This is a genomic window from Pseudomonas sp. PS01303, assembly GCF_029959385.1.
GTDB classification, from domain to species: domain Bacteria; phylum Pseudomonadota; class Gammaproteobacteria; order Pseudomonadales; family Pseudomonadaceae; genus Aquipseudomonas; species Aquipseudomonas rustica.
Genome location: NZ_JASCPK010000019.1, coordinates 1 through 26,583, shown reverse-complemented (window position 1 = coordinate 26,583; position 26,583 = coordinate 1). Strand labels below are relative to the sequence as shown.

Here is a 26,583-nt window from a genome sequence, read left to right as displayed (position 1 = left end):
CATCAGGCCATAAAATGGAATTAACTGACCCAAAAGTTCAATCGGCACTGATCGCAGCAGCCGTTACAATAGCCACACTTATCTTGCGCGCCATAACGAGTTCAATCTGGGAGCGTTATTTCCATAAATTCAAACTTGAAAGTGATTACAAATATGATCAGCGAAAAAAAGTTAGAGAGGCAATTTCAAAGTACAAAGTACCACTGCTGAATTCAGCTGAGTCGCTTAATCATCGGCTATGGAATTTCTCTAAGAATGCACCAGAAGCATGGCACATTCAAAGAGATGGGGAGCACATCTCAGATAAGTACTACTTATTGTCATTTTGTTATAGGTTTTTACTGTTTTTTTCGCTTTGCCGCAAAATTGACCTGGAGCTTGTATATCTTGATAGCACAGTCAGTACTGAGAAAGACCTCGATTTTTTAAAATATCTAAAACTCTTCCCGCAAATATTTAGCGATACGGAAATTTTTAAAGGTACAGGCTACAATCAGTCAGTAGCCACTGATCATTTCTTTAGCGACGAATTTCGAGAATTTGTCAGAGAAATGAGCAGCGATGACAAAATTCTGAGTTATTCTGAGTTCAAGAAAAAAATCGAAGAAAAAGAGTTCATACACTTAATCACTTATTTTTCAGGTGTCTCAGTCGACTACAGCTGCCTTCGCTGGCAAGTACTAAACAGCTTTCACATCATACTCATGGCATTCCTAAATGACTATGGATATGACTTTCAAAAAACATCAAAAGAAAAAATTTCAGGATTGGCCAAAAGCCTACCCCCAAATAACCTAATTAAAAACGCTTATATATTTATCGAGCGAGCATGCCTCAACAATAACAAAGAAGTCCGTAACGCTATGTCCGCGTTGACTGATGTCTAGTAATCGGTTCAAGCCGTTCGCTTCGTTCACTGGGCCGCGTTAAAGTCCGCCCCTAAACATGCGTTAGGTCACAGGAATAAATGTGCGCGAAGTACTAAAGATCGATTCCATTGGTGCTCTGAAAAGCCCTGTTCTTTGCGAGCGAGCCGAGCGAGCTCATGGAGGCAGGTCGCAAGAATTTGTCATGGTGGTAAATATGCATGAAGCGGGCCTGCTGTCATACGACGATTGGAGCCACCAAGCTGTCGGCTTCATTTCTGAAATTTTTGTTCTTCCAGAATTTAGGCAGCAAGGTATTGGAGCATTACTACTTTCATACGCCGAGAACCACGCTCTTCAGCTTCGCTGTACACATATCCGGCTGAAGCCATACCCCTTAGATCAAGAAACAGATTCAGAGCGTTTGGTAGCTTGGTATACAAAAAATGATTATTTTCAAAAACCTGATGAACCAGAAATAATGGAAAAAGCCCTAACTACGATGCAGGCCTAAAAAATGTTTAAAATCGTTCGCTTCTCTCAGTGGTGCAGGCTAAAGCCCACCCGTTAGGCAAGCGTTAACCAGCGTACGCAGTTGGCCGTTCACTTCCGGTCATATTTGCTAACGAGGCGGGTCAAATCCGGTGCAAATGTTTGTTTAGGTCGAATGCAAACGGGTGGTCAAGTCAGTGCGATTACCCAACAAAGGGAAGGGTAGTGGGGAAGGACATCCTCAGCACGAGCAATAGTGCCGCAGAAGACGCCAAAAGTTTTCTAAAGTGTTGGCAATGCCCAAGGCGCTCATCGACTCGCTAATTGCTCAAGGCGCAGGACAGTGTCCCGCAAAGTACCGTCACAAACAGTTAGGCTTCTCGATGACAGAAAGACAGATCAGGATGCCTTTCCTTTTGGTGCTATCAATCGGTAGGAATCAAATGGGACTGTAATCAATGCGACTTTATGCGAATCAATGCGAATCAATGCGAATCAATGCGATTTTATGCGATTCGGCACCAATCAATTGGTATCTATAATTTCGTTGCATAAAATCGCGTAGAACTGGACGGCAAGATGTGTGTTGTACGGGTGCGGACTTTGTCCATCCCCTCCCAACTCCCCCCGTATTCGCCTGCGGCTCAATGGTGTCTCTTGCTCTGCGAGGCATACAGTCGCTACCGCGACGAGATAGAAGCGGCACCAAAGGAGGAAGCATGACCGGCGAACAGACAAGCAGGCCCAAAGCCCGTAGACGCGGCAAGCCGATAGAAGTTTGGGTGAACGATGAGGAAAAAGAACTGATAACGGCGCGCGCGGCCGAAGCCGGGTTGTCCCGGTCTGGATACCTACGCGCTGTCGGATTGCACTACCCGATACGGTCGGTTGTAGACCTGGCCGTAGTATCGGACTTAGCTAAGGTGAACGGCGACCTTGGGAGAGTCGCCGGCCTGCTAAAACTGTGGCTTACAGCAAAGCGAGACCAAGGTGCAGCAGCGATTGAGGTTGATGCAATTATGACCGAGTTTCGGCGTTTACAGGTGGAAATGCTCGGGAAAATGAGTTCAATTATTAGGGCCAAATAAGGAGAAATACAGAGCTCCTCATTGAAAACTAAAGTCAAGTTTTCCAGCTAAGCGGCCCTATATTATTTATGTGTTCTTAACATACCTTAAGCTAAATGAGTTGCATATTTATTGTGTGGAATTTGATCAGATTTTGAAGAATTTGTCTGTTTCTGAAAGCTCTAGAATTATCGAACGTTTTTTAAACCCGTCAAATCTTGAGTCCGAAATTTTGTCGCTTAGCACTGATACTATATACTGGCCATCGACGTTGTTAGCGGCTTGGAAGATATCAAATATTTGATTGATATCGACGTCCTCAATGCTATCGTGAATAACGAAGGTAGGGCGCTTAAGCTTGGTCTCATTGACAAAGTCAATATATGCCAAATCGAAAGCACTTAGCTCACCTTTCTTTTTCCCACCAGTTGAATTCGGCGTTACACATATTACATCGAATCCGCATTTTTCCTTTTCTACGTCGAAGCTGAGATCAAAAATGTATCTTTCGTCGTAGAATAGTTTGCTGAGGTCGCCAAAATGCCTGTTGAAGTTTTCGACATTTTGTTCAAGGGATGTGATGTTGTTTTGGATTTCCTTCACAATCAGATCCTTGCTGTCTTCAAGTGCTTCTATCGCTTCTTTTGTATCCTCAATTTTTTGTAGAAGTGTCTTCGTACTTGCAATTTCCTCTCTAATTGTTGAGAGGGCGTTATACATTTGGCCGATTGACTTTAAGGTGTCGGGTTCGTTAATGTTCCGAAATACGTTTGATTCCATCTCCTGTAAACTATTTATCAGAGAACGAATGTGCGTCGATCTCTCCTCGGCTGTTGTTAGTTCTTTTTGAATTAGCTTTATTTTGTTTGAGAGGATTTTGTTGTGAAAGATTACGAGCTCTTCATAGGATCGGCTTAAGCTGCTGCTTATAGATACACCTGCCTCGGCGTAAATTTCGGATAGCTCTTTTCCGTTGACGCTGGACGCGCCACTATGGAGTTTCTCAACCGATTTTTTAAAGTGGGTAATTTTTGACTCTGTTTCAGAGTAGTTGATGGTGAGGTCTGCTATTTCACCTTGAATTCTCACCAGCTCTTTGACGCTTGATTCCTGAGTGTCTTTAAAATCGAATTTAGATATTCTAGATCTCAAATCCTCCTCCTCTGTTTCGAGGGGCTTTATCATTTTCAGTAGCGCGCTTTCCCGATGGGGATTTCTATAAGCGGCCAGATGTTTTTTCTTTAGTGAGATTTTATTGTTAAATTCAGCTTTTTCCTTTAGTAAGCTTAAGCCATGAAATCCAAAGAGAAAAAGATAAACTTGATCGTAAATATCTGGCTTGGTGTTCACATGCAAAAAACGCGCGGTATTTTGCATTTTTTCATTAGTGTTTCGGATGAATTTATGGCTCAAGTTTCTGATGGAAGGTTTGTCTTCGCGCTGTCCAAATATCTGTTGCGCAATCAGATCCTGGTACTTTAGCTTTGATGTTGCCTCGTTGTTCGAGAAAAACGCATATTCCTTAGGGTTTCTAGTTAAGTTTCTTCCTATAGAGTGCTTCTTGCCGTCAAATCCCTGAAAATCAAGCTCTACAAGTATGTTGTTGGAGTCGATGAAGTTAGCAACCTCTGGGATGATTTTTTTGAACTCAGAGTCCGTGTAAATGTCCTCCCCAGAAGACATAAATATGTAGTCTAAAAGCCTTGAAAGAGTAGATTTTCCAACGCTATTTCCACTTTTGGCATTGGCGGAGTCAACGTTTACGATTAGATTTAGACCCTTTTTAAAGGGGACTTCTCTAAGAAGTTGACTGTTTTTGAATACTCGCAGACTATGCAATTGCATTTTCAATGCATCCATTCGAATTCAAGTTTATAGCTCCAATAATGTATAGCCAGTCAAGTGCGTAGGCGAATACTTCGTAAGAAATATCAAGCTTTAACTTGATTTTTTCGTAAAGGTTTTCGATATTTATATCTATGAAGGCACTGAGTGTTAATTCATTTAATATGGTCGCACCGATATATACGGGATTTAAAATTGGGTCCGAATCAATTGTGATCATTTGGGTTTTCTAGCACAATGCATTCAATTATGGAGTAGCTAGTTATCAATACTACACCGAATTCTATGTCTTCATCAAAGTAACCGCTTTGTAGGTCTGATGAGGATCGGACAAAATCACCCGTTAAGGTAAGAACTTTAGCGACGACATTATCTGAGTGTGTTTTTAGCTTTTGAAGGTCATCTGGAAAATTTGAAATTCCGAATTGAGCCAATGCTTGCCAATAAAATAGTTTCATTTGGCGCTTTAGCTTGGTGCTTCCGCTGTTTACCATCTTGTTAAGTTGTGTGACTGAGCTATCTACTAGGAGGGCGTTCTCTACATATTGCTGGATTATCCAGCGATGAGTAGTGAGGTCATTAAACTGTATTTTTTTCTCTATTTCGGCAGGCTCTCTGGTAAGGTCAACTAAGGCAGGCTCTGCCGTCGCGATAATTTCAATCAGTTTACCTAGCACGCTGGAACGAGCTACCCGGCGGTCCGTTTCAATGTGAACTGGCCCGTTATTGTCTTTAAATAATACACCCTGGCCCATATTATCCTCTATTGTCGATGCTGACAGGGCCAGAGTTTTGCTGGAAATACTGTGATTTATCTCCTTGTGTGACGTTCATATTTTCAATTTTTTGCTTTAGGCTAACGTTCTCTTGAGTAATTCTTGCTAATTTGGTTTCAACTTCTTTTACCTGCTTTTTCGCTTTTGCTTTTCCGAACGTCTGCGCTAAGGCAATCAGTCCCGATACGACCCCTATTGCATAACCAACGAATCCTACGACGGGATCGGCTAAGAAAACCTTCAAGTATTCCATTTATGATGTTGCTCCTTTCAGATGTGAACAAATAATCAGCATTTTAGAGTATGACGCCCGTTTATCTGTCCTCAATCGCGGTGAGGTTGCCTAAAGGCAGAGTGCCATCTCTTTGTGCGAAAGTAGTTCAATTTCTGGGGCTATGGCAACCATGGTGTGGGGATCAGGTAGATTTTGCTTTCAGCCACTGGTGGGCGTGAATGGCAGAGACAGGGCATCACCAGCTCCCCCGAAGTAGCAACCGTCTCAAGCACCCTAGCTGTTTTCACTTCCCCCTATTGGTAGACTCCGTACTTTTTGGCGCTCACAAAGCGCTGCCGTCTAAAAGGGAAATCACATGTCGGCTCTAACAGCCTTGCTCGAGGCGTATCGCGCTGTGTCTGTCTCCGAGCGTGAGAAGGGTACGTATTTTGAGGAGCTGATCTGCGTCTACCTACGCAACGAAGCGACCTACAGCGATCTATACGATAGAGTCTGGACTTATGCCGAGTGGGCTAAAGAGCAGGGCTTGAGCGGCAAGGATGCGGGCATTGATCTGGTCGCACGCACCCAGGGCACTGGCGAGTACCACGCCATCCAATGCAAGCTGTACGCCGAGGACTACAAAGTCCAAAAAAAGGACATCGATAGTTTCTTCACCGCCTCAGGCAAAGCCCAGTTCTCGCACCGCGTCATTGTCACCACCACCAATAACTGGAGCGAGCACGCCGAGGACGCCTTGCAGGGCCAGCAGCCTCCGGTCAGCAAGATCGATCTGCAAGCCCTGGAAGACAGCCAGATCGACTGGGTTAAGTACCAGTCCAGCAAAGCGGTCACGCTCAAAACCAAGAAGCAGCTGCGCGAGCACCAACAGACGGCATTGAACGCAGTGGAGGCTGGCCTCAAGGACGTGGAGCGCGGCAAGTTGATTATGGCTTGTGGCACCGGCAAAACGTTCACGAGCTTGAAGATCGCTGAGCGTCTGGCCGGCAAAGGCAAGCGTGTGCTGTTTTTGGTGCCTAGCTTGTCGCTGCTATCTCAGACTCTCACTGAGTGGACGCAGGAAACTGGAACCCCGCTGCACAGCTTCGCAGTCTGCTCTGACAGTGACGTAGGGAAGAAGCGCAAGGCTGAGGACGACGCGGTTCAGGTATTCACACATGAGCTGCGTTACCCGGCGACGACCAAGGCTGATCGTCTGGCAGCGGAAATGCTCAAGCGTCACGACGCGGAGCATATGAGCGTTGTGTTCTCGACCTATCACTCTATCGACGTGATCAGCCGTGCCCAGCATGAGCATGGCTTGGCTGACTTCGATCTGGTGATCTGCGACGAAGCACACCGCACTACAGGCGCGACCTTCGGTGATGACGACGAAAGCAATTTCGTACGGATTCACGATGGTGCCGATATTCGCGCTGCCAAGCGCTTGTATATGACAGCCACGCCACGCATCTACGGTGACAGTGCCAAGGTTAAGGCAGAGTCCGGCGAAGTCACGCTTTGCTCGATGGATGACGAAGCCCTGTACGGCAAGGAGTTGTTCGTCATCAACTTCTCCGAGGCTGTCCAGCGTGGCCTGCTCACTGATTACAAGGTGCTGGTACTCACCGTCGAGGAGAGCACCATCAGTCGCCGCCTTCAGGACATGCTGAAGGACGAGAACAACCAGCTCAAAGTGGATGACGCGGCCAAGATCGTCGGCTGTTGGAAGGCATTGGCCAAGCAGGGGCTGCATGAGCAGCTAGTCGGTGATGATGAACCGATGAAGCGTGCTGTCGCGTTCTGCCAGGTCATTTCGCCCAATTACAAGGGCACCAAGCACAAGGTCAGTTCCGTCAACATTGCCGACATGTTCCAGTCGGTCGTGGAGGCTTATCAGGAGTCCGAGGAAATCGACGAGGCTGCGCGGCTGACCTGCGAGGCCGAGCACGTTGATGGCGGTATGAATGCCAGCCAGAAGGAAGCCAAGCTGAAGTGGCTGAAGGCTGAGGCGCCGGCCAATACCTGTCGTATCCTCAGCAACGTGCGCTGCTTGTCTGAGGGCGTGGATGTGCCAGCATTGGACGCTGTGCTGTTCCTCACCCCGCGTAACTCCCAGGTCGATGTGGTTCAGTCCGTTGGCCGCGTGATGCGTAACGCACCGGGCAAGAAGCGTGGCTATGTCGTGTTGCCGGTGGTTATCCCGGCTGGGATGGAACCTCACGAAGCGCTCAACGACAACCAGACCTACAAGGTGGTCTGGCAGGTACTCCAAGCGTTGCGCTCGCACGATGACAGCTTCGACGCCATGGTCAACAAGCTCGACCTGATTGGCTCAGACCCACGCAAAATGGAAGTCATCGCCATCACCGACAAGGCCGAGAAGAAGGCCAAGAAAGCCTCTGGCACCAGCAACGGCAAGGCTGGCAAAGGGCAGTACGGCATTGGCGAAAAGAGCGCTAAATACGATACCGAAGGTCAGATGACTCAGCAGGCTGAGCTGACCTATGAGGTCGGTGAAATCGAGAAGGCCATCTACGCCAAGATCGTCGACAAGTGCGGCAACCGCCACCACTGGGAAGACTGGGCCAACGACATTGCCAAGATCGCCCGCACCCACATCGACCGTATTCAGGGCATTCTGGAGAACCCGGAATACACCAACGAAAAAGCCACTTTCGAAGCCTTCGCCGCTGAGCTACGCGACGACCTCAACGACAGCATCACCGATGGTGAGATTGTCGAAATGCTCGCTCAGCATCTGGTAACCAAGCCAGTGTTTGATGCCCTTTTTGATGAGTACAGCTTTGCCAGCCACAACCCCATGTCCAAGGCCATGCAAGGCGTGCTGGACGCGCTTCATGAGCACCACCTGACCAAGGAAGCCGATACTCTGGAGAAGTTCTACTCCAGCGTGCGCCAACGCGCAGCGGGCATCGACAACGCCCAAGGCAAGCAGAAGATTATCGTTGAGCTGTACGACAAGTTCTTCCGTAACGCCTTCCCCAAGATGACCGAGCGCCTGGGTATCGTCTACACCCCGGTCGAAGTAGTGGACTTCATCCTCCACAGCGTCAATCACCTGCTGAAGCAGGAGTTCGGCCAGACCCTGGGCAGCAAGGGTGTCCACATCATCGACCCGTTCACGGGCACCGGCACCTTTATCACGCGCCTGATCCAGTCAGGCTTGATTAAGCCCGAAGAGTTGAGGCACAAGTACAAGAACGAAATCCACGCCAACGAGCTGGTGCTGCTGGCCTACTACATTGCCGCCATCAATATCGAAGCGGCTTACCACGGCGAAGTGATCGACGAGTACACACCGTTTGAAGGTATCTGCCTGACCGATACCTTCCAGATGTATGAAAAAGACGATCTCATCGATGCCCTGCTAGTGGACAACAGCGCCCGGCGAAAGCGCCAAAAGGCGTTGGATATTCGGGTGATTGTGGGGAACCCTCCTTATTCGGCAGGGCAGACCAGCGCCAACGACAATAACGCCAATGTTGAATATCCGGTGCTGGATGGGCGCATTCGCAACACCTATGCGGCTGGCTCCAAAGCGACACTCAAAAACGCCCTCTACGACAGCTATATCCGCGCCATCCGCTGGGCTAGTGACCGTATTGGTGATGCCGGCATTATCGGATTTGTTACCAATGCCGGCTGGGTAGAGGCCAACACTGCGGATGGCCTGCGCAAGTGCCTGGAGGATGAATTTTCCAGCCTCTATGTGTTCCATCTGCGCGGAAATCAGCGCACCAGCGGCGAAACCTCGCGTAAAGAAGGCGGCAAGATCTTTGGCAGCGGAAGCCGCTCCCCTATTGCCATCTCACTGCTGGTCAAGAATCCCAATGCGGAGGCTCACGGCAAGATTTATTTCCATGACATTGGTGACTATCTCAGTCGTGAGGAAAAACTGGAGAAGATCGCAGGCTTTAGCAGTGTTGCCGGTATCGAGCGGTGGCAGCAAATCACCCCGGATGAGCACGGAGATTGGCTCAACCAGCGCGATGATAGCTTCAACCAATTCATCGTTTTGGGCGACAAAAAGGGCGATGGCTTGGTGTTATTCGATAACTATTCGGGTGGTGTGAAGACCAATCGTGATGCATGGGCCTATAACTCCAGCCTCACCAAGCTGCAAACAAATATGAGCGGCATGATTGCCTTCTTCAACTCCGAGGTGGAGCGCTTTAACGCCGCTTACGCTGGGATGGATAACAAAGCCCGCGCTGAAAAGGTGGATAAATTTATAGACACAAACCCTACGCGTATCAGCTGGTCGGTTCACATCAAACAGGAGCTGACTAAGGGAAGAAAATTCGAGTTTGAAAGCGCTTCGGTGATGCCTTCGCTCTATCGCCCATTTGATAAGCAGTGGTTGTACTTCAACCGCACTTTCAACGAGAGGGTGCTGCAAATGCCACGCATCTTCCCTGATCAGCGAGTGGAGAATTTGGTAATTTGTGTGACTGGTTTAGGGGAAGCTGCGGGCTTCAGCAGCATGATTTCTAATGTGCTGCCGAATTTCCACTTCGTCGCTGGTTCGCAGTGCTTCCCTCTCTACCTTTACGACGAAGCCGCCCACGCTTCAAAAGACGACCTTTTTACTGAGCCAAGTGAGGGGGGACTGCGCCGCCGTGATGCCATCACCGATGCGGGCCTGGCCCACTTCCAGTCAGCCTACTCCGGCGAGCAGATCAGTAAGGAAGACCTGTTCTACTACGTCTACGGGATCCTACATTCATCGGACTACCGTGAGCGTTTTGCCGACAATCTCAGCAAGGAGCTGCCGCGTATTCCTGCTGTGAAAAAGGCTGCCGACTTCTGGGCCTTCAGCCAAGCGGGTCGCGCATTGGCCGCTCTTCACCTGAACTACGAAACCGTCGAACTCTATCCCCTGACCATCGAGGCCAAGGGCCCGCTGACCAATGCCGACTACCGTGTGGAGAAGATGAAGTTCGCCAAGAAGGGCGACAAGAGCACGGTCATCTACAACCAACGTATCACCCTCAAGGGTATCCCAGAGGCGGCTTGGGACTATGTGGTGAACGGTAAAGCTGCGCTGGACTGGGTGATGGAACGCCACGCAGTACGTACAGAGAAGGCGAGTGGAATCGTCAATGATGCGAATCACTGGGCTGTCGAGACTATGGGCAATCCTAAGTATCCGTTGGAGCTGTTCCAGCGAGTGGTGAGCGTGAGCCTCGAAACCCAGGATATCGTGAGCGGTTTACCGGCTCTCGATATCTGATTATTCGAGCGTGTGATGCTCCGAGGTGAATACAGAGGTAGCTATGAAAGATCGTAGTCACGATGAGGCAATGGCAGAGCTATTCCAAGCTGATCCGTCGTACGCGGCGGAGCTGCTGGCCGAGGTTGTGTGTGATGGGGATGCTGGTGAGTTGGCGATTCTGGAGCGGCAACTATCGGCCGCCTTTGCCATGAGAGAGACAAACCCTGCTTCTTGAGGGGATTTTGGTTCTGCATGGCATTTTTCATGGTCTTTCGATTCTTTAACCTCTGTATCCCAGGTTTTATAAGGATTTGAGTGGTTAATTGATAATAGAGTGGGAATAATCCCGGTCTGATTGATCGGTGTTAACCCCGAAAAGCCCCGTGAACGCGAGTTCACGGGGCTTTTTTACGTCAGCTGATTTTTATTGGTTTGAAACCCATGAGCCTTAAAGCTGCCGATAGCTCCACAAGGCTCGAATACCGTCGGCCACTGATGGGCCAGGTCGGGCGTTCAACGGTGTACAAGCCGCCCTTGTTGAGGATCGGCGTGCGAACGATGTTGCCATCGCTGCTGCGATGAATCAGCGTGGCGACGTCGTCGATGTTCATCACCGTGCAATCGCCGGGATTGATCAGTGTTTTTTCCAGTGAGTCTGCCAAGGCAACGCTGGCGGGGGTGTCGATTTGCAGGCGCAGGTCGCTTTTGACGGGCGATAACGGGCGGGCAAACTCGTCGGTCGGAATGCGCCCGGGATCCGGCTCTATGCCTCGGGCAGATCCTGCCGGGGTGCTTTCTATACGCAGGCCGATGCCGCCTTCCAGTTCGCTTAAACCCGGTACGCCTTCCCAGGCATTGGCATGGCTGTCGCCTACCAGCGCGATCCAGCGATGGGCGCCACGTGCGTTCTGATCCGCCGTGATCACCTCATGCGAAAAGTAATTCATCATCTTCTGGCGGAAAGTGCTTTTGTCGACACCGCTCATGCCGGTGCTTCTATAGCTGGCCAGGCAATCGATCGACTGGATACGGATATGGTTTTTTTGCGCCGCTTTGGCCAGTTCGAGGAAAGTGTACTGGCCGCTGGTGTCGGTTTTGAATCCCCCGTCCATGGTCTTCAGGTAGGTTTCCAGCGTCTCCGACATCTTCCCGGTGCGATTGAAAACATCCAGATCGGCTTGATGGAAGTCTGTCAGCACATGCTCCAGATACAGGGTTTTGACCTTCTGTTTACTGAGTGCCGCCATGTTGTCGATCAGAAACTGTTTGCTGCCGACACTGGAGTGATTTTCGCCAATGACCAGCCCGGACGCCGATTTATACAGCTTCTTGATGATCTCTTTCGGCGCGAGTTTCGCCGGCAATTCAGGGATTTCCGGGCGCGCTGGCAGCGTGTGGGACTCCAGAAAGGCATTGGCATCGCGGTATAGCGTCTGGCGTAACGCCTTGAACTCAGCGTGCGGATTACTCCCGTCCGTTTTCGGCAAGGTGGCCATGTAATCTTTGAGCTCGTATTTGGTACCCCGGCCTTGAGCGAGTTCGTTCAGCGCATCGCGTGAAGCGGGCGGAATGTCGTAGGCGGTCGGCGGACTGTCCACGTCCGGAAGCGGTGTGCGAGCGCGCTCCCATGGCCACAGCCCGATGCACTTGCCGCCGCCCATCAGGCCCGGACGATTGATCGGTTGCCATTCCCCAGCCTCATCCAGACGAATCGGCAAACTGCGATAGAACGAGTGAGGATTTGCTGGATCAATGATCGCCCAGCCCTTGAGCTCTTTGATGAAGCGAACCAGGTAATAACTGTCGTTGATCAGTACGTAGTGTCCACCACCCGGTGGTTGAAAAATCCCTTGATACTGGCCTTCTTGCGAGACAGGCGATAATCCGTCCAGCACTTCATTGGTCTCGAAAGACTCCAGTAAGTCTGTGCCTTGTTGCGCATAAGCGGGGCCTGGGGCATAACGCGCAATTGGCGGGACATCTGCAATATCTGCAGTCGATTCGTCGATAAGGGGTTCGGTAAACTCGTCCTGAACGTTAAACATTTCGCTCGCTTCGCCAACTTCCGCGACCTCTGCTGCTCCACGCAGGTACGACAGGTTGAACAGCACATCGATGCCGCTGGCGATCGCTCCGATGACTCCGGCCTTGCGATCTGCCTTGCTGGTGCCATTGATGGCTTGATCAATGTTCAAGCCCATGTCGGCCAGTCCCGCACCGACCACTGCCAGCGCAACGGGCCAGCCCACGGCGGCCATGGAGCCGAAAACCCTGAGAAAGGCGTTCAGGTAGCCGATCCACATCTTCTTGCGCAGCTCGCCATTGGAATGCAGCGAAAGGTCAGCATCGCTGTGCATGCGCGCCTTGACCGAGTCGCGTAGCCAACTGAACGCGTCACCTGTGATTGCGGTGGTGTTTTGGTTGATCAAGTGGTGATCGCTGGCGCCCCACGTCGAGTACAGCAAGTCGATCATGGCATTCAGACCGATATTGCCATCGTCCTGTTGCTGGGCGGCCAAGGGGAAATGCGCCATGAAGCGTGCGCGATTCTCCGCATGATTGTTTTGCATCAACAACCACCAATGCAGATCGGACTCAGTGGCGAGCACATGGAAGCAATCAAGCTCACCGGGGGTGTAGAGAATCTGCACGCCATTGCTGTCAGCGATGCACAAAATATCCGTGGCGCTGTAGCCGCCGATGTTCAGGGCGCTCACTCGCAGTCCGTCAGCAACGGACGTTTCGCGTTGCAGAAATGCCAGCGAAACCGGCCAGGTGATATCGCTCGCCACAGCCTTGATCAATGTTTTGAGGTTGTCATTGTTCAGCCGTTCGCCGTCGTGTTCGTCGAGGGCCTTGGCGAGGAAATTCAGTTTGGCCAACGTGCGGAAATCGTCGGCGTGCAGCGTCCAGAACTGCTGCATTTTCGTTCGATAGAGTTCGCTGAAGTTGATCGCCCAAAGGTCTTTCAGCACTTCGCTGGGGCGCAGGCGAACCTCGTTGGTCTCGTTGAAGACCGATGCGTCTGCGCCTTCGCTGTAAAAGCCGCCGTAGCCGTCGAGGAGGTCGGCATTGTCCTGATCGGGAGCGTGAAAGCGTTTGACCACTAGCTCCGCCAGCGTCAGTGACTCCGAAGGTGACGGGTAATGCTCCCAGCCCAGAAAGGCTTTGTCGCTGCTGACCGAGGTATTGTTGAAGCGGTGCCACCAGACATTTTCGGGATCAATGTCTTTGATACCGTATTTGTCGAGAATGCCTTGGGCCGCTTCGTGGGCCATGTCGTGCAGGTCGGGGCAGGCCTCGGTAAACGGCAGCACCAGCGCGTGCAGTGACTGTTCATCGGCAGGGTTTGGAAGCAGAGATGGGGGCAGAGTTACAGAAATATTCACTTCTCGCTCCTTGAGAAATGGGTGGGGGGAAACTGATCGTCACTATGGCTTTTCCAGCGGCGCGAATCTGTAGGGCTGAGGCCATCTGAGCGTGAAGGAAGCAGGGACGCGATCTGTACGAAAGGTTCCCGCACAGGTGGCGAACATGTGTCGCATTGCCACGCCGGCCTTACTGTTTCGCAGTTGCGGGTGTATCGTATTCGCCTTTTAACGGGCCCCCGGGCCTGTCGCTGATACGTGAGGTAGTTGAGTTCATGTCCTTTACCCGTCGCCAAATCCTCGGTGGCCTGGCCGGTCTGGTTGTCGTTGGCGTCGGCGCAGGGGGCGCGTCGCGTTACTGGCTGGGCAAGATGGCCGACGCTGAGGCGGGTCACGATTACGAGCTGATCGCCGCGCCACTGGACGTTGAACTGGTGCCTGGGCACAAGACCGAGGCGTGGGCGTTCGGCCCGTCAGCGCCGGGCACCGAATTACGCGTGCGTCAGGGTGAATGGCTGCGGGTGCGCTTCATCAACCATTTGCCGGTGGCGACCACGATTCACTGGCACGGCATCCGCCTGCCGCTGGAAATGGATGGCGTACCGTACGTCTCGCAACTACCGGTGTTGCCGGGCGAATACTTTGATTACAAATTCCGCGTGCCGGACGCCGGCAGCTATTGGTATCACCCGCATGTCAGCAGCAGCGAAGAGCTCGGTCGCGGGTTGGTCGGGCCGCTGATCATTGAAGAGCGCGAGCCGACCGGTTTCATCTACGAAAAGACCCTGAGCCTGAAGAATTGGCACATTGATGACGTAGGCAATTTCGTCGAGTTCAGCATTCCGCGCGAAGCGGCGCGGGGCGGTACGGCGGGGCGTTTGTCGACGATCAATGGTGTGCCGACCCCGGTGATTGAATTGCCGGCGGGGCAGATCACCCGGGTGCGGCTGCTCAATCTGGATAACACCCTCACGTATCGCATCAATATTCCCGGCGTCGAAGCGAAGATTTATGCGCTGGACGGTAACCCGGTCGAGCCACGGCCATTGGGCAAGGAATATTGGCTGGGCCCGGGCATGCGCATTTGTCTGGCGATCAAGGCACCGGCGGCGGGCGAAGAGTTGTCGTTGCGTAATGGCCCGGTGCGTTTGGGCACATTGCGTTCGGTGGCCAATACCGACGCGCCGACCGACTGGCCGAAAACCTTGCCGGCCAACCCGGTGGCCGAGCCGGATCTGGCGAATACCGAGAAACTCAACTTCAATTTCGAATGGGTCGGTTCGGTGTCGGTCGACGTCGACAACGGGCGGCCGCCGAGCCTGTGGCAGATCAACGGCAAGGCTTGGGACATCACCGACAAGACCTGCGCTGATCGGCCGATCGCCAGTTTGAAGCTGGGGCAGAGCTATATTTTCGAACTGAAAAACATGACCCAGTATCAGCACCCGATTCACCTGCACGGCATGAGCTTCAAAGTGTTGTCGTCGAACCGGCACAAGGTCATTCCGTATTTCACCGACACCTATCTGCTGGGCAAGAACGAGCGCGCGCAAGTGGCGCTGGTGGCCGATAATCCGGGGGTGTGGATGTTCCACTGCCACGTGATCGACCACATGGAAACCGGCCTGATGGCCGCCATCGAGGTGAAGTGATGCGCCAGATTCGCCCCGCGGCGATTATCGACCGCAGCCGTGATCGCGATTTCATGCGTGAAGCCTTGGCGCTCGCGGCGCAAGGTGCAGCGCTGGGCGAAGTGCCGGTGGGTGCGGTGCTGGTGCAAGATGGCGAGATTATCGGGCGTGGGTTTAATTGCCCGATCAGTGCCAGCGACCCGAGTGCGCATGCCGAAATGGTCGCGATTCGTGCGGCCGCGCAGGCAGTGGATAACTATCGGCTGCCGGGCAGCACGCTGTATGTGACGCTCGAGCCGTGCAGCATGTGCGCGGGGTTGATCGTGCATTCGCGGGTGGCGCGGGTGGTGTATGGGGCGCTGGAGCCGAAGGCCGGGATTGTGCAGAGTCAGGGGCAGTTTTTTACCCAAGGCTTTTTGAATCACCGGGTGTTGTATGAAGGCGGGGTGTTGGCGGAGGAATGTGGTGCGGTGCTGACGGAGTTCTTCCGTGCCCGCCGAGCAAAAAGCCCCTCACCCTAACCCTCTCCCGGAGGGAGAGGGGACTGACCGGATTGAATGGGCGAGATCCGCCGACCTGAGTTATCGAGTCGAACTCAAGTTTTGAAAAGCCCAAGGATCGGCTCCCTCTCCTGGAGGGAGAGGGACTGACCGGGTTGGATGGTCGAGATCCGCCGACTCGAGTTATCGAGTCGAACTCAAGTTTCGAAAAGCCCAAGGATCGGCTCCCTCTCCTGGAGTGAGAGGGACTGACCGGGTTGGATGGTCGAGATCCGCCGACCTGAGTTATCGAGTCGAACTCAAGTTTCGAAAAGCCCAAGGATCGGCTCCTCTCCTGGAGTGAGAGGGACTGACCGGGTTGGATGGTCGAGATCCGCCGACCTGAGTTATCGAGTCGAACTCAAGTTTCGAAAAGCCCAAGAATCGGCTCCCTCTCCTGGAGGGAGAGGGACTGACCGGGTTGGATGGGCGAGATCCGCCGACCTGAGTTATCGAGTCGAACTCAAGTTTCGAAAAGCCCAAGGATCGGCTCCCTCTCCTTGGGGAGAGGGCTGGGGTGAGGGGTGAATTCACCGCGGTGTTTGAGAGGTTGCGTTACTTCTTGGCGACAATCACCGCACGCATCGGCGCCGGCAACCCTTCGATGGTTTTGCTGTGGTCTTCGGGATCAAGGAAATCGCTCAGCGACTGATACTTCATCCACTCGGTACCGCGCTGCTCTTCAACAGTCGTGGTGCTCACATCCACACAACGAATGTCGGTAAACCCCGCACGACGCAACCACAATTCCAGCGCCGGCACCGACGGCAGGAACCAGACGTTACGCATCTGCGCATAACGGTCTTCCGGCACCAGCACCTGATGCTTGTCGCCTTCCACCACCAACGTTTCCAGCACCAGTTCACCACCCTTCACCAGGCAATCCTTCAGCGCCAGCAAGTGCTCGATCGGCGAGCGACGGTGATAAAACACGCCCATCGAAAACACCGTGTCGAAGCCTTCCAGATTCGCCGGCAGGTCTTCGAACGGGAAGGGCAGGTGCCAGGCATTCGGCTCGGACAGATAACGTTGCACCGCCTGGAACTGGCAGAAGAACAACCAGTTCGGATCGACACCAATCACGCTGTTGGCGCCGGCGCCGAGCATGCGCCACATGTAGTAGCCGTTGCCGCAACCGACATCGAGGATGCGTTTGCCTTTCAGATCCAGATGCGGGGCGACACGCGACCACTTCCAGTCCGAGCGCCATTCGGTGTCGACGTGCACGCCGAACAGATCGAACGGCCCTTTGCGCCACGGCGACAGTCCCATCAACGCAGTACGCATCTGCGCGCGGGTTTCGTCGTCGCAATCGGTGTCGAGCTTCAGGCCGTTGAGTAGATCGATTTCGCTTGGCTGGATCTTCGGCAAGGCATCCAGCGCACTTTGCCAGCGCTCCAGGTCGCCGTGACCTTTCTCCATTTTCTTGTCGAGTTGAGCTTGCAGCGTGTTGGCCCATTCGGCCAGCGGCGTGCCGGCCAGACGGCGGGCGAGGGGGGAGAGATCAATCATGGCAAGGCAATCAACGAGGCAAAGTTAAGACACTGGAACCACGGCACGACTTTCGAGAACCCGGCCGCCAACAGGCGCTCGCGGTGTTCTTCGAGGCTGTCGGGCTTCATGACGTTTTCGATGGCGCTGCGCTTCTGGGCGATTTCCAGTTCGCTGTAACCGTTGGCGCGTTTGAAGGCGACGTGCAGATCGGTGAGCAGCGCGTGCTCTTCGGCATCGTTGAAGCGCAGCTTCTCCGAGAGGATCAGCGCGCCGCCCGGCAGCAACGATTGGCGGATGCGCGAAAGCAACGCGGTGCGCTGATCGGGGGCGATGAATTGCAGGGTGAAGTTCAGCGCGACCACCGAGGCGGGCTGGAACTCGAGGGCGAGAATGTCGCCTTCGATGACCTCCACCGGCAGCAACTCCTGAAACATCGAGTCCTGACCGTTGAGGTATTCGCGGCAGCGTTCGACCATCGCGGCAGAGTTATCCACCGCGATCACCCGGCAACCGTCGGTGCGCACGTGGCGGCGCAGGGCTTGAGTGACCGCACCCAGCGATGAGCCGAGATCGTAGAGCACGCTGTTCGGCTGAGCGAATTGCGCCGCGAGTACGCCAAGGTTTTCGACGATGGTCGGGTAACCCGGCACCGAGCGCTTGATCATGTCCGGGAACACCCGCACCACGTCTTCGTTGAAGGCGAAGTCGGGTACCTGGGCCAGAGGCTTGGCGAAAATGCGATCGGGTTCTTTGCTCACGGCGGTTCCGGCGGTGTAAATGGAAAGGCCGGCATTTTAGCCAAAAGGGCGCGGGGATGCTTGGGTTGTCTGATAAAGCGGTAAATCAAAAGATCGCAGCCTGCGGCAGCTCCTGCAGAGATCGGCTGATCGTTCCCACGCTCGGCGTGGGAATGCCGCCCCGGACGCTCTGCGTCCCTGCGCAAGTGACGCAGAGCGTCACAGGATGCATTCCCACGCGGAGCGTGGGAACGATCAGATCCGTTTGGTTTGGGAGAACGCCGAGGCGGCGATGCCCCACTGGCCGAGCCAATAGCTGAGGATGATGACGTATGGCGCAGCGTGAAATGGCGATACGAAACGATCGATGCCGATCACGCTGTCGGAGAATACAAACGCCAGCGCACCGCCGGCCGCGAGCAACGCCGAACGTTTCGGCACATCGGTGCCGAGTCGGGCAAGTGCGCGCCAGAGCATCGCGCTGATTGCCGTGCCATAGACAATCACCGGCACCAGCAATGGCCCGAGCCCGCTGGAAATCAGCATTCCCAACAGCACCGCGCCAACAGCGAGGGCAAGCACCAGCGGCAGCATCGCCAGACGCTTGCAGTCACTCAGATAAGCCTTCAGATACGCCAGATGCGCGACCAGAAACGCGCCAAGGCCAAACACGAACAAATCCCCCGGCCACGCCAGCAGCACATCACCGAGCAACGAGAAAATCAGCCCCAGACTGATCCAGCGCCGATAGTCGCTGGGCGGCGCATCATGCAGCCAGCCGAGCAGCGCCAGCACTGGCAGTGGTTTGACCAACAAACACAGGAGCGCCGCGTGGGTGCTCAAACCATAAAGAAACGTCACTGCGCCCATCAGCGCCAGAATCAACCAACCCACGATCAGTTCACCGAAATCGCGCAATCAAAGGTTTCCACCGGCAGCACTTCCGGCGCCCACGGCTGTTGCGAGGTCAGACGCAGACGTCCGGTACCGGGCGCAAACGCCTGGAAGCGCCAGGTTGAAATTCCGGCGGCACCGACCACGCCGGCATCTTCCGGATTGCTGTAAACCTCAGGGCTGAGTGCACGCAGCACGCCGCCAGCGGAATCCTGAATGGCCCAGCGGTAGCCGGTGGTTGGATTACTTGGCAGGGTGATGATCAGGTTTTGCCCGTTAGTGAGTTTCACCGGGCATTCGCTTTGTTTTTCCACGGTCACGTTCTGTTTCGGTTGGCTGGCGCAAGCGGCCAGCAACGAGAGGGCGAGGGGGACAAACAGGCGAGTGGGGGACATAAGGTCAGCGGCTCCGGGCGTTCAGGACGAACGGCGAGCATAACTGAAGATGAGACAAAGTGTGACAGTCTGGGAATCCAGTGTTGTCAGAGCTGACGCCTTCGCGAGCAGGCTCACTCCTACAGTGGGTTGTGGCGTTCACAAATCAACTGTTCACCATAGAACCCTGTAGGAGTGAGCCTGCTCGCGATAGCGGTAGTCATGTCACCGCAGAACTGTCAGAACAGGATCTTCGCCACATCGGCAAATTTCTTCGCGAAATGCACGGTAATCCCTTCTTTCAGATAATCCGGCAATTCCTCAAAATTACCCCGGTTCGGCTCAGGCAAAATCAGCTCGAAAATCTTCTGCCGCCGCGCCGCAATCACTTTCTCGCGCACCCCGCCAATCGGCAGCACATGCCCGGTCAACGTCAGTTCGCCGGTCATCGCCACGCCTTTCTTCGGCGGTTGATTACGCGCAAGCGAGAGCAGGGCGCTGGCCATGGTCACGCCGGCGCTTGGGCCGTCTTTCGGGGTGGCGCCTTCGGGTACGTGCAGGTGGACGAAGGCTTCGTCAAAGAACTTCGCGTCGCCGCCAAACTGTTTCAGGTGCGAACTGACGTAGCTGTAGGCGATCTCCGCCGACTCCTTCATCACATCACCCAGTTGCCCGGTGAGCTTGAAACCCCGGTTGAGCGTATGAATGCGCGTCGCTTCGATCGGCAAGGTCGCGCCACCCATGCTGGTCCAGGCCAGACCGGTAATCACACCGGTGCCGGACAGCACTTGTTCGTTGCGGAACACCGGATGACCCAGTGACGCTTCCAAGTCTTTCGGCCCGAGTTTGATCACCGCTTTCGGGTCGTCGATCAGCTTCATCACCGCTTTGCGCACCAGTTTGCCCATCTGTTTTTCCAGCTGGCGCACGCCGGCTTCACGGGCGTAACCATCGATCAGGGACTTGAGCGCGCTGTCGCTGATGCTCAGGCTGCCCTTGGACACGCCGGCCTTTTCCAGCAGTTTTGGCCACAGGTGACGCTTGGCGATGGCGACTTTTTCTTCAGTGATGTAGCCAGACAGGCGAATCACTTCCATCCGGTCCAGCAACGGGCCGGGGATCGAATCGAGGGTGTTGGCAGTGCAGACGAACAGGACTTTCGACAAGTCCATGCGCAGGTCGAGGTAGTGGTCGAGGAATTCGACGTTCTGTTCCGGGTCGAGGGTTTCCAGCAGCGCCGAGGCCGGGTCGCCCTGATAGCTTTGGCCCATCTTGTCGATCTCGTCGAGCATGATCACCGGGTTCATCACTTCGACGTCTTTCAACGCCTGCACCAGTTTGCCCGGCTGCGCGCCGATGTAGGTGCGGCGATGGCCCTTGATCTCGGCTTCGTCGCGCATGCCGCCGAGGCTGAAGCGGTAGAACGGTCGGCCAAGGGATTCGGCGATGGATTTGCCGACGCTGGTTTTACCCACGCCCGGCGGGCCGACCAGCAGCACGATGGAGCCGCTGATTTCACCTTTATAAGCACCGACGGCGAGGAATTCGAGGATGCGATCCTTGATGTCGTCGAGGCCGGCGTGGTGTTTGTCGAGGACTTTGCGTGCGTGCTTGAGGTCGAGTTTGTCCTCGCCATACACGCCCCAAGGCACCGAGGTCGCCCAGTCGAGGTAGTTGCGGGTGACCGCGTACTCCGGCGAGCCGGTTTCGAGGATCGACAGTTTGTTCATTTCCTCTTCGAGGCGTTTCTGCACCTGCGCAGGCAGGACTTTGCCTTCGAGGCGTTGTTCGAACTGTTCGAGGTCGGCGCTGCGGTCGTCTTTGGTCAGGCCGAGTTCCTGCTGGATGACCTTGAGTTGTTCCTTGAGGAAGAACTCGCGCTGATGCTCGCCGATCTTGCGGTTAACTTCCGCCGAGATCTCTTTTTGCAGGCGCGCGACTTCGACTTCCTTGCGCAGCATCGGCAGGACTTTTTCCATGCGCTTGAGCATCGGCACGCAGTCGAGCACTTCTTGCAGCTCGGGGCCAGTGGCGGAGGTCAGCGCGGCGGCGAAGTCGGTCAGCGGCGACGGGTCGTTGGGGCTGAAGCGGTTGAGGTAGTTTTTCAGTTCTTCGCTGTACAGCGGGTTGAGCGGCAGCAGTTCCTTGATCGCGTTGATCAGCGCCATGCCGTAGGCCTTGACCTCGTCGGTCGGCTCGGTCGGCTGGTGCGGGTATTCGACTTCGACCAGGTACGGTGGGCGGTGGTGTTTGAGCCAGGTTTTGATGCGCACGCGGCTCAGGCCTTGGGCGACGAACTGCAATTTGCCGTTTTCGCGGCTGGCGTGATGGACTTTGACCAGCGTGCCGTATTCGGGAAGGGCGCCGGTGTTGAAGTGGCGCGGGTCTTCCTGGGGCGTGTCCATGAAGAACAGGGCCAGGGAGTGGTGGTCGGATTTGCTGACGAGGTCGAGGGTTTCGGCCCAAGGTTCTTCGTTGACGATGACCGGCAGGACTTGGGCCGGGAAGAACGGGCGGTTGTGGATCGGGATGATGTAGACCTTGTCCGGCAGGTTTTGGCCTGGCAGGGCGAGGCCTTTGCCGGAGGAGGTGTGTTCGATGTGGTCGTCTTCGGTGTAGTCGTCGGGGTGATCGGGGAATTCTTGCTGGTCGCTCATGGGGCACCTGCGCAATGGGGTATGGGTCTTAGATGGGGCAGGGCTTGGGTGGTTTCAATGGGAGGGGATGTTTCTGCTTGTGTGTTCAGGGTTTTGACAGGTGTCACGCTTTTGGGCTTGGCGGCCTTTGGGCCGACCATGTTCTTGGGGGTTTGGGTGTATATCCGTTTTTTTTGTGATGGCGGATTGAGGTTTCGCCCTTACGGCGAGTCACCTTTTCCAAACGCCGAAAAGGTAACCGAAAAGGCTTTGCTCCTGCGTTCGGCCCGCTCGCTGGGGCTCGGGGTTCCTTTGCTGCGGGATCGATCCGGGGGCAGCGCCTACGGTTTGCTTCGCTGCACCTCCTCTCGCTGTGTTTGGCTGCGCCAAACGGTCGCTGCGCTCCCACCCCCGGATCAATCCCTCCACTCAGCCTTCCGACGTCGCTCGTGGATCAAGATCAAGAGCAGGCGAGCTGACACTCGGCCTATTGAGTGGTGAAGAGCGGGTGTTTGGCTTTGGTTTTTTTGTGGGTTCGCCCCTCACCCCAGCCCTCTCCCAGAGGGAGAGGGGGCCGATTTGTGTGCTTTTCAATATCTGAGTTCGGCTCGGTATTGCACGTCGGCGTATCTCGCCCAAACACCTCGGTCAGTCCCCTCTCCCTCCGGGAGAGGGTTATGGTGAGGGGCTGTTGATTCCCGCTTTGAAGCTCAAGTTCGGCTCGGTATTGCACGTTGGCGTATTTCGCCCAAACACCTCGGTCAGTCCCCTCTCCCTCCGGGAGAGGGTTAGGGTGAGGGGCTGTTGATTCACGCTTTGAAGCTTAAGTTCGGCTCGGTATTGCACGTTGGCGTATTTCGCCCAAACACCTCGGTCAGTCCCCTCTCCCTCCGGGAGAGGGTTAGGGTGAGGGGCTTTTCAGTTGTGTGGTTGGGATTGGGCTATTTCGTGGTTATCCAGTGCGCGGTTCACCGCGAGTTCGGCGAGCATGATGATTTGCTGGATCGCCAGAATCGTGCGTCGCTGCGGCAGTTCTATGTAGGCGGCGATGTCGCTGGTCATGAGGCTGGCTTGGGCCAGGGATTCGCAGGCGTGTACCAGCAGGCTTTCGTTGTCTTGATTGGGGGCGACCTGGAACATGGTGCTGGGTTTGTGGAAGCGCAGGGTTAGGGCGTTGGGTTTGAGGTAGTGGTCGAGGGCGCGTTCGGCGGCGTCGTGGAATCTTTTTGAGCCGGGGAATTCGTAGGGGGTGGTGTCGTCCGCTGCGGGCGGATTGGGTGTTGGTTTGATCATGGTGAAGCTCCGAATGATGAGTGGGGCTGTCACTCTCAATCGCCGCGACGCGACAAAGGGTGGCAGCTGTACGCAGGTTCGCGGACCGAGCCATTCGGCAATCTCGGCATACCCGAAGGTATCCCGCGCACAGCCACCATCAAACCAAACAACAAGCACCTGAGCGCTCCCGTTTGGGTCGGCGATTATGCATCAAATCGAATGAACTGCTCGGGCCGCGACGCCCGTTCGCTGAATTTGCAGCGACCCTCAGAGCCTATCCACCCCACTTCCGAGGCACAACCGACGCGACTTGTGGGAAAAACTCCGTTCAATCACCAGCATTTGTAGGACGAGCAAATTTCCCACAGCCAACCCATTCCACCCTGTAGGAGCTGCCGAAGGCTGCGATCTTTTGATCTGGCTTTTAAAAATCAAAGTCAACAGATCGCAGCCTTCGGCAGCTCCTACATGGATATGTGGTGCACAAAAAAGGCGATGTCCCTCACGAGACATCGCCTTTGTTTTACCGCCGTTAAAGCTTATTCCGGCAGTTTGTAGGCAATGATGTAGTCGCCCATTTTGGTGCCCAGCGAACCGTGACCACCTACAACCAACAGAACGTATTGCTTGCCGTCCTTGCCGGTGTAGGTCATCGGGGTCGCTTGACCACCCGCCGGCAGACGCGATTTCCACAGCTCTTTACCGCTGTTCACGTCGTACGCGCGCAGGTACTGGTCGAGGGTGCCGCTGAGGAAGCCGACGCCGCCAGCCGTGACCATCGAGCCGCCCATGCTAGGCACGCCCAGGGTGAAGCCGATCGGGATTGGCGAGCTGTCGCGGCTGGTGCCGTTTTTGCGTTTCCACACGACTTTGCCGGTGGTCAGGTCGATACCGGCAACGTAGCCCCAGGCCGGGGCCTGGCACGGTACGCCGAGTGGCGACATGAACGGGTGCATGATCACGGCGTATGGCGCGCCAGTGTTCGGTTGCACGCCAGCGGTTTCGCTTTCGCGTTTGCTGCCGGCGGCGACTTGCTCGCGTGGCACCATTTTCGAAACGAAAGCCATGTAGTTCGGGCTGGTGAACAACATTTGGCGAACCGGATCGACCGAAACGCCGCCCCAGTTGAACACGCCGACGTTACCCGGGTAGATCAGGCTGCCCTGTTCCGACGGCGGGGTGTATTGGCCTTCATAACGCAGTTCTTTGAACTGGATGCGGCACAGCATCTGGTCGAACGGGCTCGCGCCCCACATGGCTTTTTCGGTCAGTTCCGGGGCCAGCAGGTTGAGATCCGAACGCGCCTGGGTCGGTGCGGTGTGGTCGCCTTTCACGGCGCCTTGCGGTACCGGGATTTCCTTGATCGGAATGATCGGCGTGCCGTCACGACGGTCGAGGACGTACAGGCTGCCCTGTTTGGTCGGGGCGATCAGCGCCGGTTTCACGCCGTCGGCGGTTTTCATGTCGAGCAGGGTTGGCTGGCTGCCAACGTCCATGTCCCACAGGTCGTGGTGGGTGAACTGGTAGTTCCAGCGCACTTTACCGGTGGCCAGGTCCAGAGCAACGATACCGGCGCTGAATTTCTCGGCGCCCGGGGTGCGATCAGCGCCCCACTGGTCTGGAGTCTGGTTGCCCAGTGGCAGGTAAACCATGCCGAGTTTTTCGTCGACGCTGGCCAGCGACCACATGTTCGCCGAGTTGCGGCTGTAGGTTTCGCCCGGTGCCAAAGGCTCGGTGGCGTCTGGCTTGTCGCTGTCCCAGTTCCACACGAGGTGGCCGTCGCGCACGTCGAAGGCGCGGATCACGCCCGATGGCTCGTTGGTCGATTCGTTGTCGGTGACGTGACCGCCCATGATCACCAGATCACGAGTAATCGCGGCCGGCGAGGTGGAGTAGTAGCCACCAGCGGTGAACGGGCCGATGCCTTGGGTCAGGTCAACCACACCGTTGGTGCCGAAGCCTTCGCAGATTTTGCCGGTGTCGGCGTTCAGTGCGATCAGGCGGGCATCAGCGGTTGGCAGGTACAGACGACGCGGGCAAGCCTGAGCAACAGCTTTGCCAGCTTCCGAAATCACCGCGGACGCTGCGTTTTCAGTTTTGGCGTACGAGGCTTCGTCGTAGTACGACACGCCACGGCAGGTCATGTGGGCGAAGCCTTTGAAGCCGACCGGGCTCTTGATCTGCGGGTCGAAGCGCCACAGTTCTTTGCCGGTGTCCGGATCCAGGGCCAACACTTTGCTGTGCGCGGTGCAGGCGTAGACCATGCCGTTGGCTTTCAGCGGGGTGTTTTCGTTGGTCAGCTCGACCGGGTCATCCGCCGTCGGCAGGTCGCCGGTCTGGATGCGCCAGGCTTCTTGCAGCTTGCCGACGTTGGCCGGGGTGATCTGTTTCAGCGGCGAGTAACGGTCACCGAATTCGGTGCGGCCATAGGCCTGCCAGTCGCCATCCGGCATCGCTGGTGCGGTGCTGCTGGTGTCGGCGGTGTCGCGGCCCAGTTCACCGAAGGTTTCGCCCGGGTGGGTGAACAGGCTGATCAGCGCGGTGAGACCGGCCAGAACCACGGCCACGGTCAGGCCGCGAGTGCCCATCGGCGCCGGGCCGTCAAGCAGCAGCGGACGACGGAACCACGGCAGCAACATCACGAAGCCGAGGACAAACCACAGGGCCAGACGTGGCACCAGTTGCCACCAGTCCAGACCGACTTCCCACAGCGCCCAAACGGTGCTGGCAAACAGGACGATGGCATACAGGCCCAGCGCCGCACGACGGCCCAGCAGCAACAGGATGCCGCTCAGCGCAATGCCGATACCGGCCAGCAGGTAGTACAGCGAGCCGCCGAGCATGCTCAGCTTGACCCCACCGGCCAACATGGCCAGGCCCATCAGCAGAAGCAGAATGCCGAGCAGACTCGGTAGCAGACGGCTTCGACTCGAAGCACTTTCGGTGCTCATAGTGTGATTCTCCGTGACGTTTCAAGTAGTCCCGCGCAGTAGTCACTGTAGATGACGATTGAGCGTGGGCATGGTTCAGATAAAAACTTGTCTAGCTAACGAATTTCATCTGTAGGAGTGAGCCTGCTCGCGATAGCGCTGTTTCAGTCACTGGAGATGTCGCCTGAAACACCGCTATCGCGAGC

General features: G+C 55.1%; 18 protein-coding genes. 7 read left to right on the top strand and 11 right to left on the bottom strand.

Annotated elements, in window-relative coordinates:
- Positions 1 to 14 precede the first annotated feature (14 nt).
- From QMX93_RS08645 to QMX93_RS08635, 3 genes are all read left to right on the top strand, one after another.
- Positions 15 to 887, top strand: a complete 873-nt coding sequence (locus tag QMX93_RS08645; protein WP_282354624.1) for a hypothetical protein — start codon at positions 15 to 17, stop codon at positions 885 to 887.
- 82 nt (positions 888 to 969) lie between these two features.
- On the top strand, positions 970 to 1,380 hold the full coding sequence (locus QMX93_RS08640) for a GNAT family N-acetyltransferase (protein ID WP_282354623.1): 411 nt from the start codon (positions 970 to 972) through the stop codon (positions 1,378 to 1,380).
- A 697-nt stretch (positions 1,381 to 2,077) separates the two neighbouring features.
- The gene (locus tag QMX93_RS08635) at positions 2,078 to 2,446 is read left to right on the top strand and encodes a CopG family transcriptional regulator (protein WP_282354622.1); all 369 of its coding nucleotides are present in this window, start codon (positions 2,078 to 2,080) and stop codon (positions 2,444 to 2,446) included.
- Positions 2,447 to 2,572: 126 nt separating this feature from the next.
- Here the strand turns inward: QMX93_RS08635 and QMX93_RS08630 are convergent, their stop codons facing one another.
- The 3 genes from QMX93_RS08630 to QMX93_RS08620 form a co-directional block, all read right to left on the bottom strand.
- On the bottom strand, positions 2,573 to 4,285 hold the full coding sequence (locus QMX93_RS08630) for a DUF2326 domain-containing protein (protein ID WP_282354621.1): 1,713 nt from the start codon (positions 4,283 to 4,285) through the stop codon (positions 2,573 to 2,575).
- Between the two features lie 191 nt (positions 4,286 to 4,476).
- Positions 4,477 to 5,025, bottom strand: coding sequence for a hypothetical protein (locus tag QMX93_RS08625; protein ID WP_282354620.1), 549 nt, complete (start codon positions 5,023 to 5,025; stop codon positions 4,477 to 4,479).
- 1 nt (position 5,026) lies between these two features.
- The gene (locus QMX93_RS08620; RefSeq protein ID WP_262142204.1) at positions 5,027 to 5,299 is read right to left on the bottom strand and encodes a hypothetical protein; all 273 of its coding nucleotides are present in this window, start codon (positions 5,297 to 5,299) and stop codon (positions 5,027 to 5,029) included.
- 337 nt (positions 5,300 to 5,636) lie between these two features.
- Between QMX93_RS08620 and QMX93_RS08615 the strand changes: the two genes are divergently transcribed.
- Together QMX93_RS08615 and QMX93_RS08610 are read left to right on the top strand one after the other, a co-directional pair.
- The gene (locus tag QMX93_RS08615; protein ID WP_282354618.1) at positions 5,637 to 10,517 is read left to right on the top strand and encodes a type ISP restriction/modification enzyme; all 4,881 of its coding nucleotides are present in this window, start codon (positions 5,637 to 5,639) and stop codon (positions 10,515 to 10,517) included.
- 43 nt (positions 10,518 to 10,560) lie between these two features.
- On the top strand, positions 10,561 to 10,734 hold the full coding sequence (locus tag QMX93_RS08610) for a hypothetical protein (protein WP_282354616.1): 174 nt from the start codon (positions 10,561 to 10,563) through the stop codon (positions 10,732 to 10,734).
- A gap of 178 nt (positions 10,735 to 10,912) precedes the next feature.
- Here QMX93_RS08610 and QMX93_RS08605 read toward each other — a convergent pair whose 3' ends face one another.
- A complete protein-coding gene (locus QMX93_RS08605; RefSeq protein WP_282354613.1) occupies positions 10,913 to 13,888 on the bottom strand; it encodes a membrane-targeted effector domain-containing toxin in 2,976 nt (991 codons plus the stop codon).
- Positions 13,889 to 14,142: 254 nt separating this feature from the next.
- Here QMX93_RS08605 and QMX93_RS08600 point away from each other — a divergent pair, with 254 nt between their 5' ends.
- Entirely contained in the window at positions 14,143 to 15,519 is a 1,377-nt protein-coding gene (locus QMX93_RS08600) for a multicopper oxidase family protein (RefSeq protein WP_282354610.1), read from the top strand.
- On the top strand, positions 15,519 to 16,019 hold the full coding sequence (tadA, locus tag QMX93_RS08595) for a tRNA adenosine(34) deaminase TadA (RefSeq protein WP_053123497.1): 501 nt from the start codon (positions 15,519 to 15,521) through the stop codon (positions 16,017 to 16,019). Before QMX93_RS08600 ends, tadA begins: the two co-directional genes overlap by 1 nt.
- A gap of 573 nt (positions 16,020 to 16,592) precedes the next feature.
- Here tadA and cmoB read toward each other — a convergent pair.
- The 7 genes from cmoB to QMX93_RS08560 form a co-directional block, all read right to left on the bottom strand.
- The gene (gene cmoB / locus QMX93_RS08590; RefSeq protein ID WP_159813950.1) at positions 16,593 to 17,549 is read right to left on the bottom strand and encodes a tRNA 5-methoxyuridine(34)/uridine 5-oxyacetic acid(34) synthase CmoB; all 957 of its coding nucleotides are present in this window, start codon (positions 17,547 to 17,549) and stop codon (positions 16,593 to 16,595) included.
- Positions 17,546 to 18,289 (bottom strand): carboxy-S-adenosyl-L-methionine synthase CmoA, encoded by a 744-nt coding sequence (cmoA, locus tag QMX93_RS08585; protein WP_282354605.1) that lies wholly within the window; start codon positions 18,287 to 18,289, stop codon positions 17,546 to 17,548. The genes cmoB and cmoA overlap by 4 nt, the downstream gene beginning before the upstream one ends.
- A gap of 234 nt (positions 18,290 to 18,523) precedes the next feature.
- The gene (locus tag QMX93_RS08580) at positions 18,524 to 19,162 is read right to left on the bottom strand and encodes a lysoplasmalogenase (RefSeq protein WP_282354700.1); all 639 of its coding nucleotides are present in this window, start codon (positions 19,160 to 19,162) and stop codon (positions 18,524 to 18,526) included.
- Positions 19,163 to 19,164: 2 nt separating this feature from the next.
- On the bottom strand, positions 19,165 to 19,557 hold the full coding sequence (locus tag QMX93_RS08575; protein WP_159813948.1) for a protease inhibitor I42 family protein: 393 nt from the start codon (positions 19,555 to 19,557) through the stop codon (positions 19,165 to 19,167).
- Positions 19,558 to 19,775: 218 nt separating this feature from the next.
- Positions 19,776 to 22,193 carry an endopeptidase La gene (gene lon, locus QMX93_RS08570; protein WP_282354601.1) on the bottom strand — a complete coding sequence of 806 codons (2,418 nt, stop codon included), beginning with the start codon at positions 22,191 to 22,193 and terminating at the stop codon, positions 19,776 to 19,778.
- Positions 22,194 to 23,090: 897 nt separating this feature from the next.
- On the bottom strand, positions 23,091 to 23,465 hold the full coding sequence (locus QMX93_RS08565; protein WP_282354599.1) for a DUF6124 family protein: 375 nt from the start codon (positions 23,463 to 23,465) through the stop codon (positions 23,091 to 23,093).
- A 521-nt stretch (positions 23,466 to 23,986) separates the two neighbouring features.
- Positions 23,987 to 26,398, bottom strand: coding sequence for a glucose/quinate/shikimate family membrane-bound PQQ-dependent dehydrogenase (locus tag QMX93_RS08560; protein WP_282354597.1), 2,412 nt, complete (start codon positions 26,396 to 26,398; stop codon positions 23,987 to 23,989).
- Between the last annotated feature and the right edge of the window lie 185 nt (positions 26,399 to 26,583).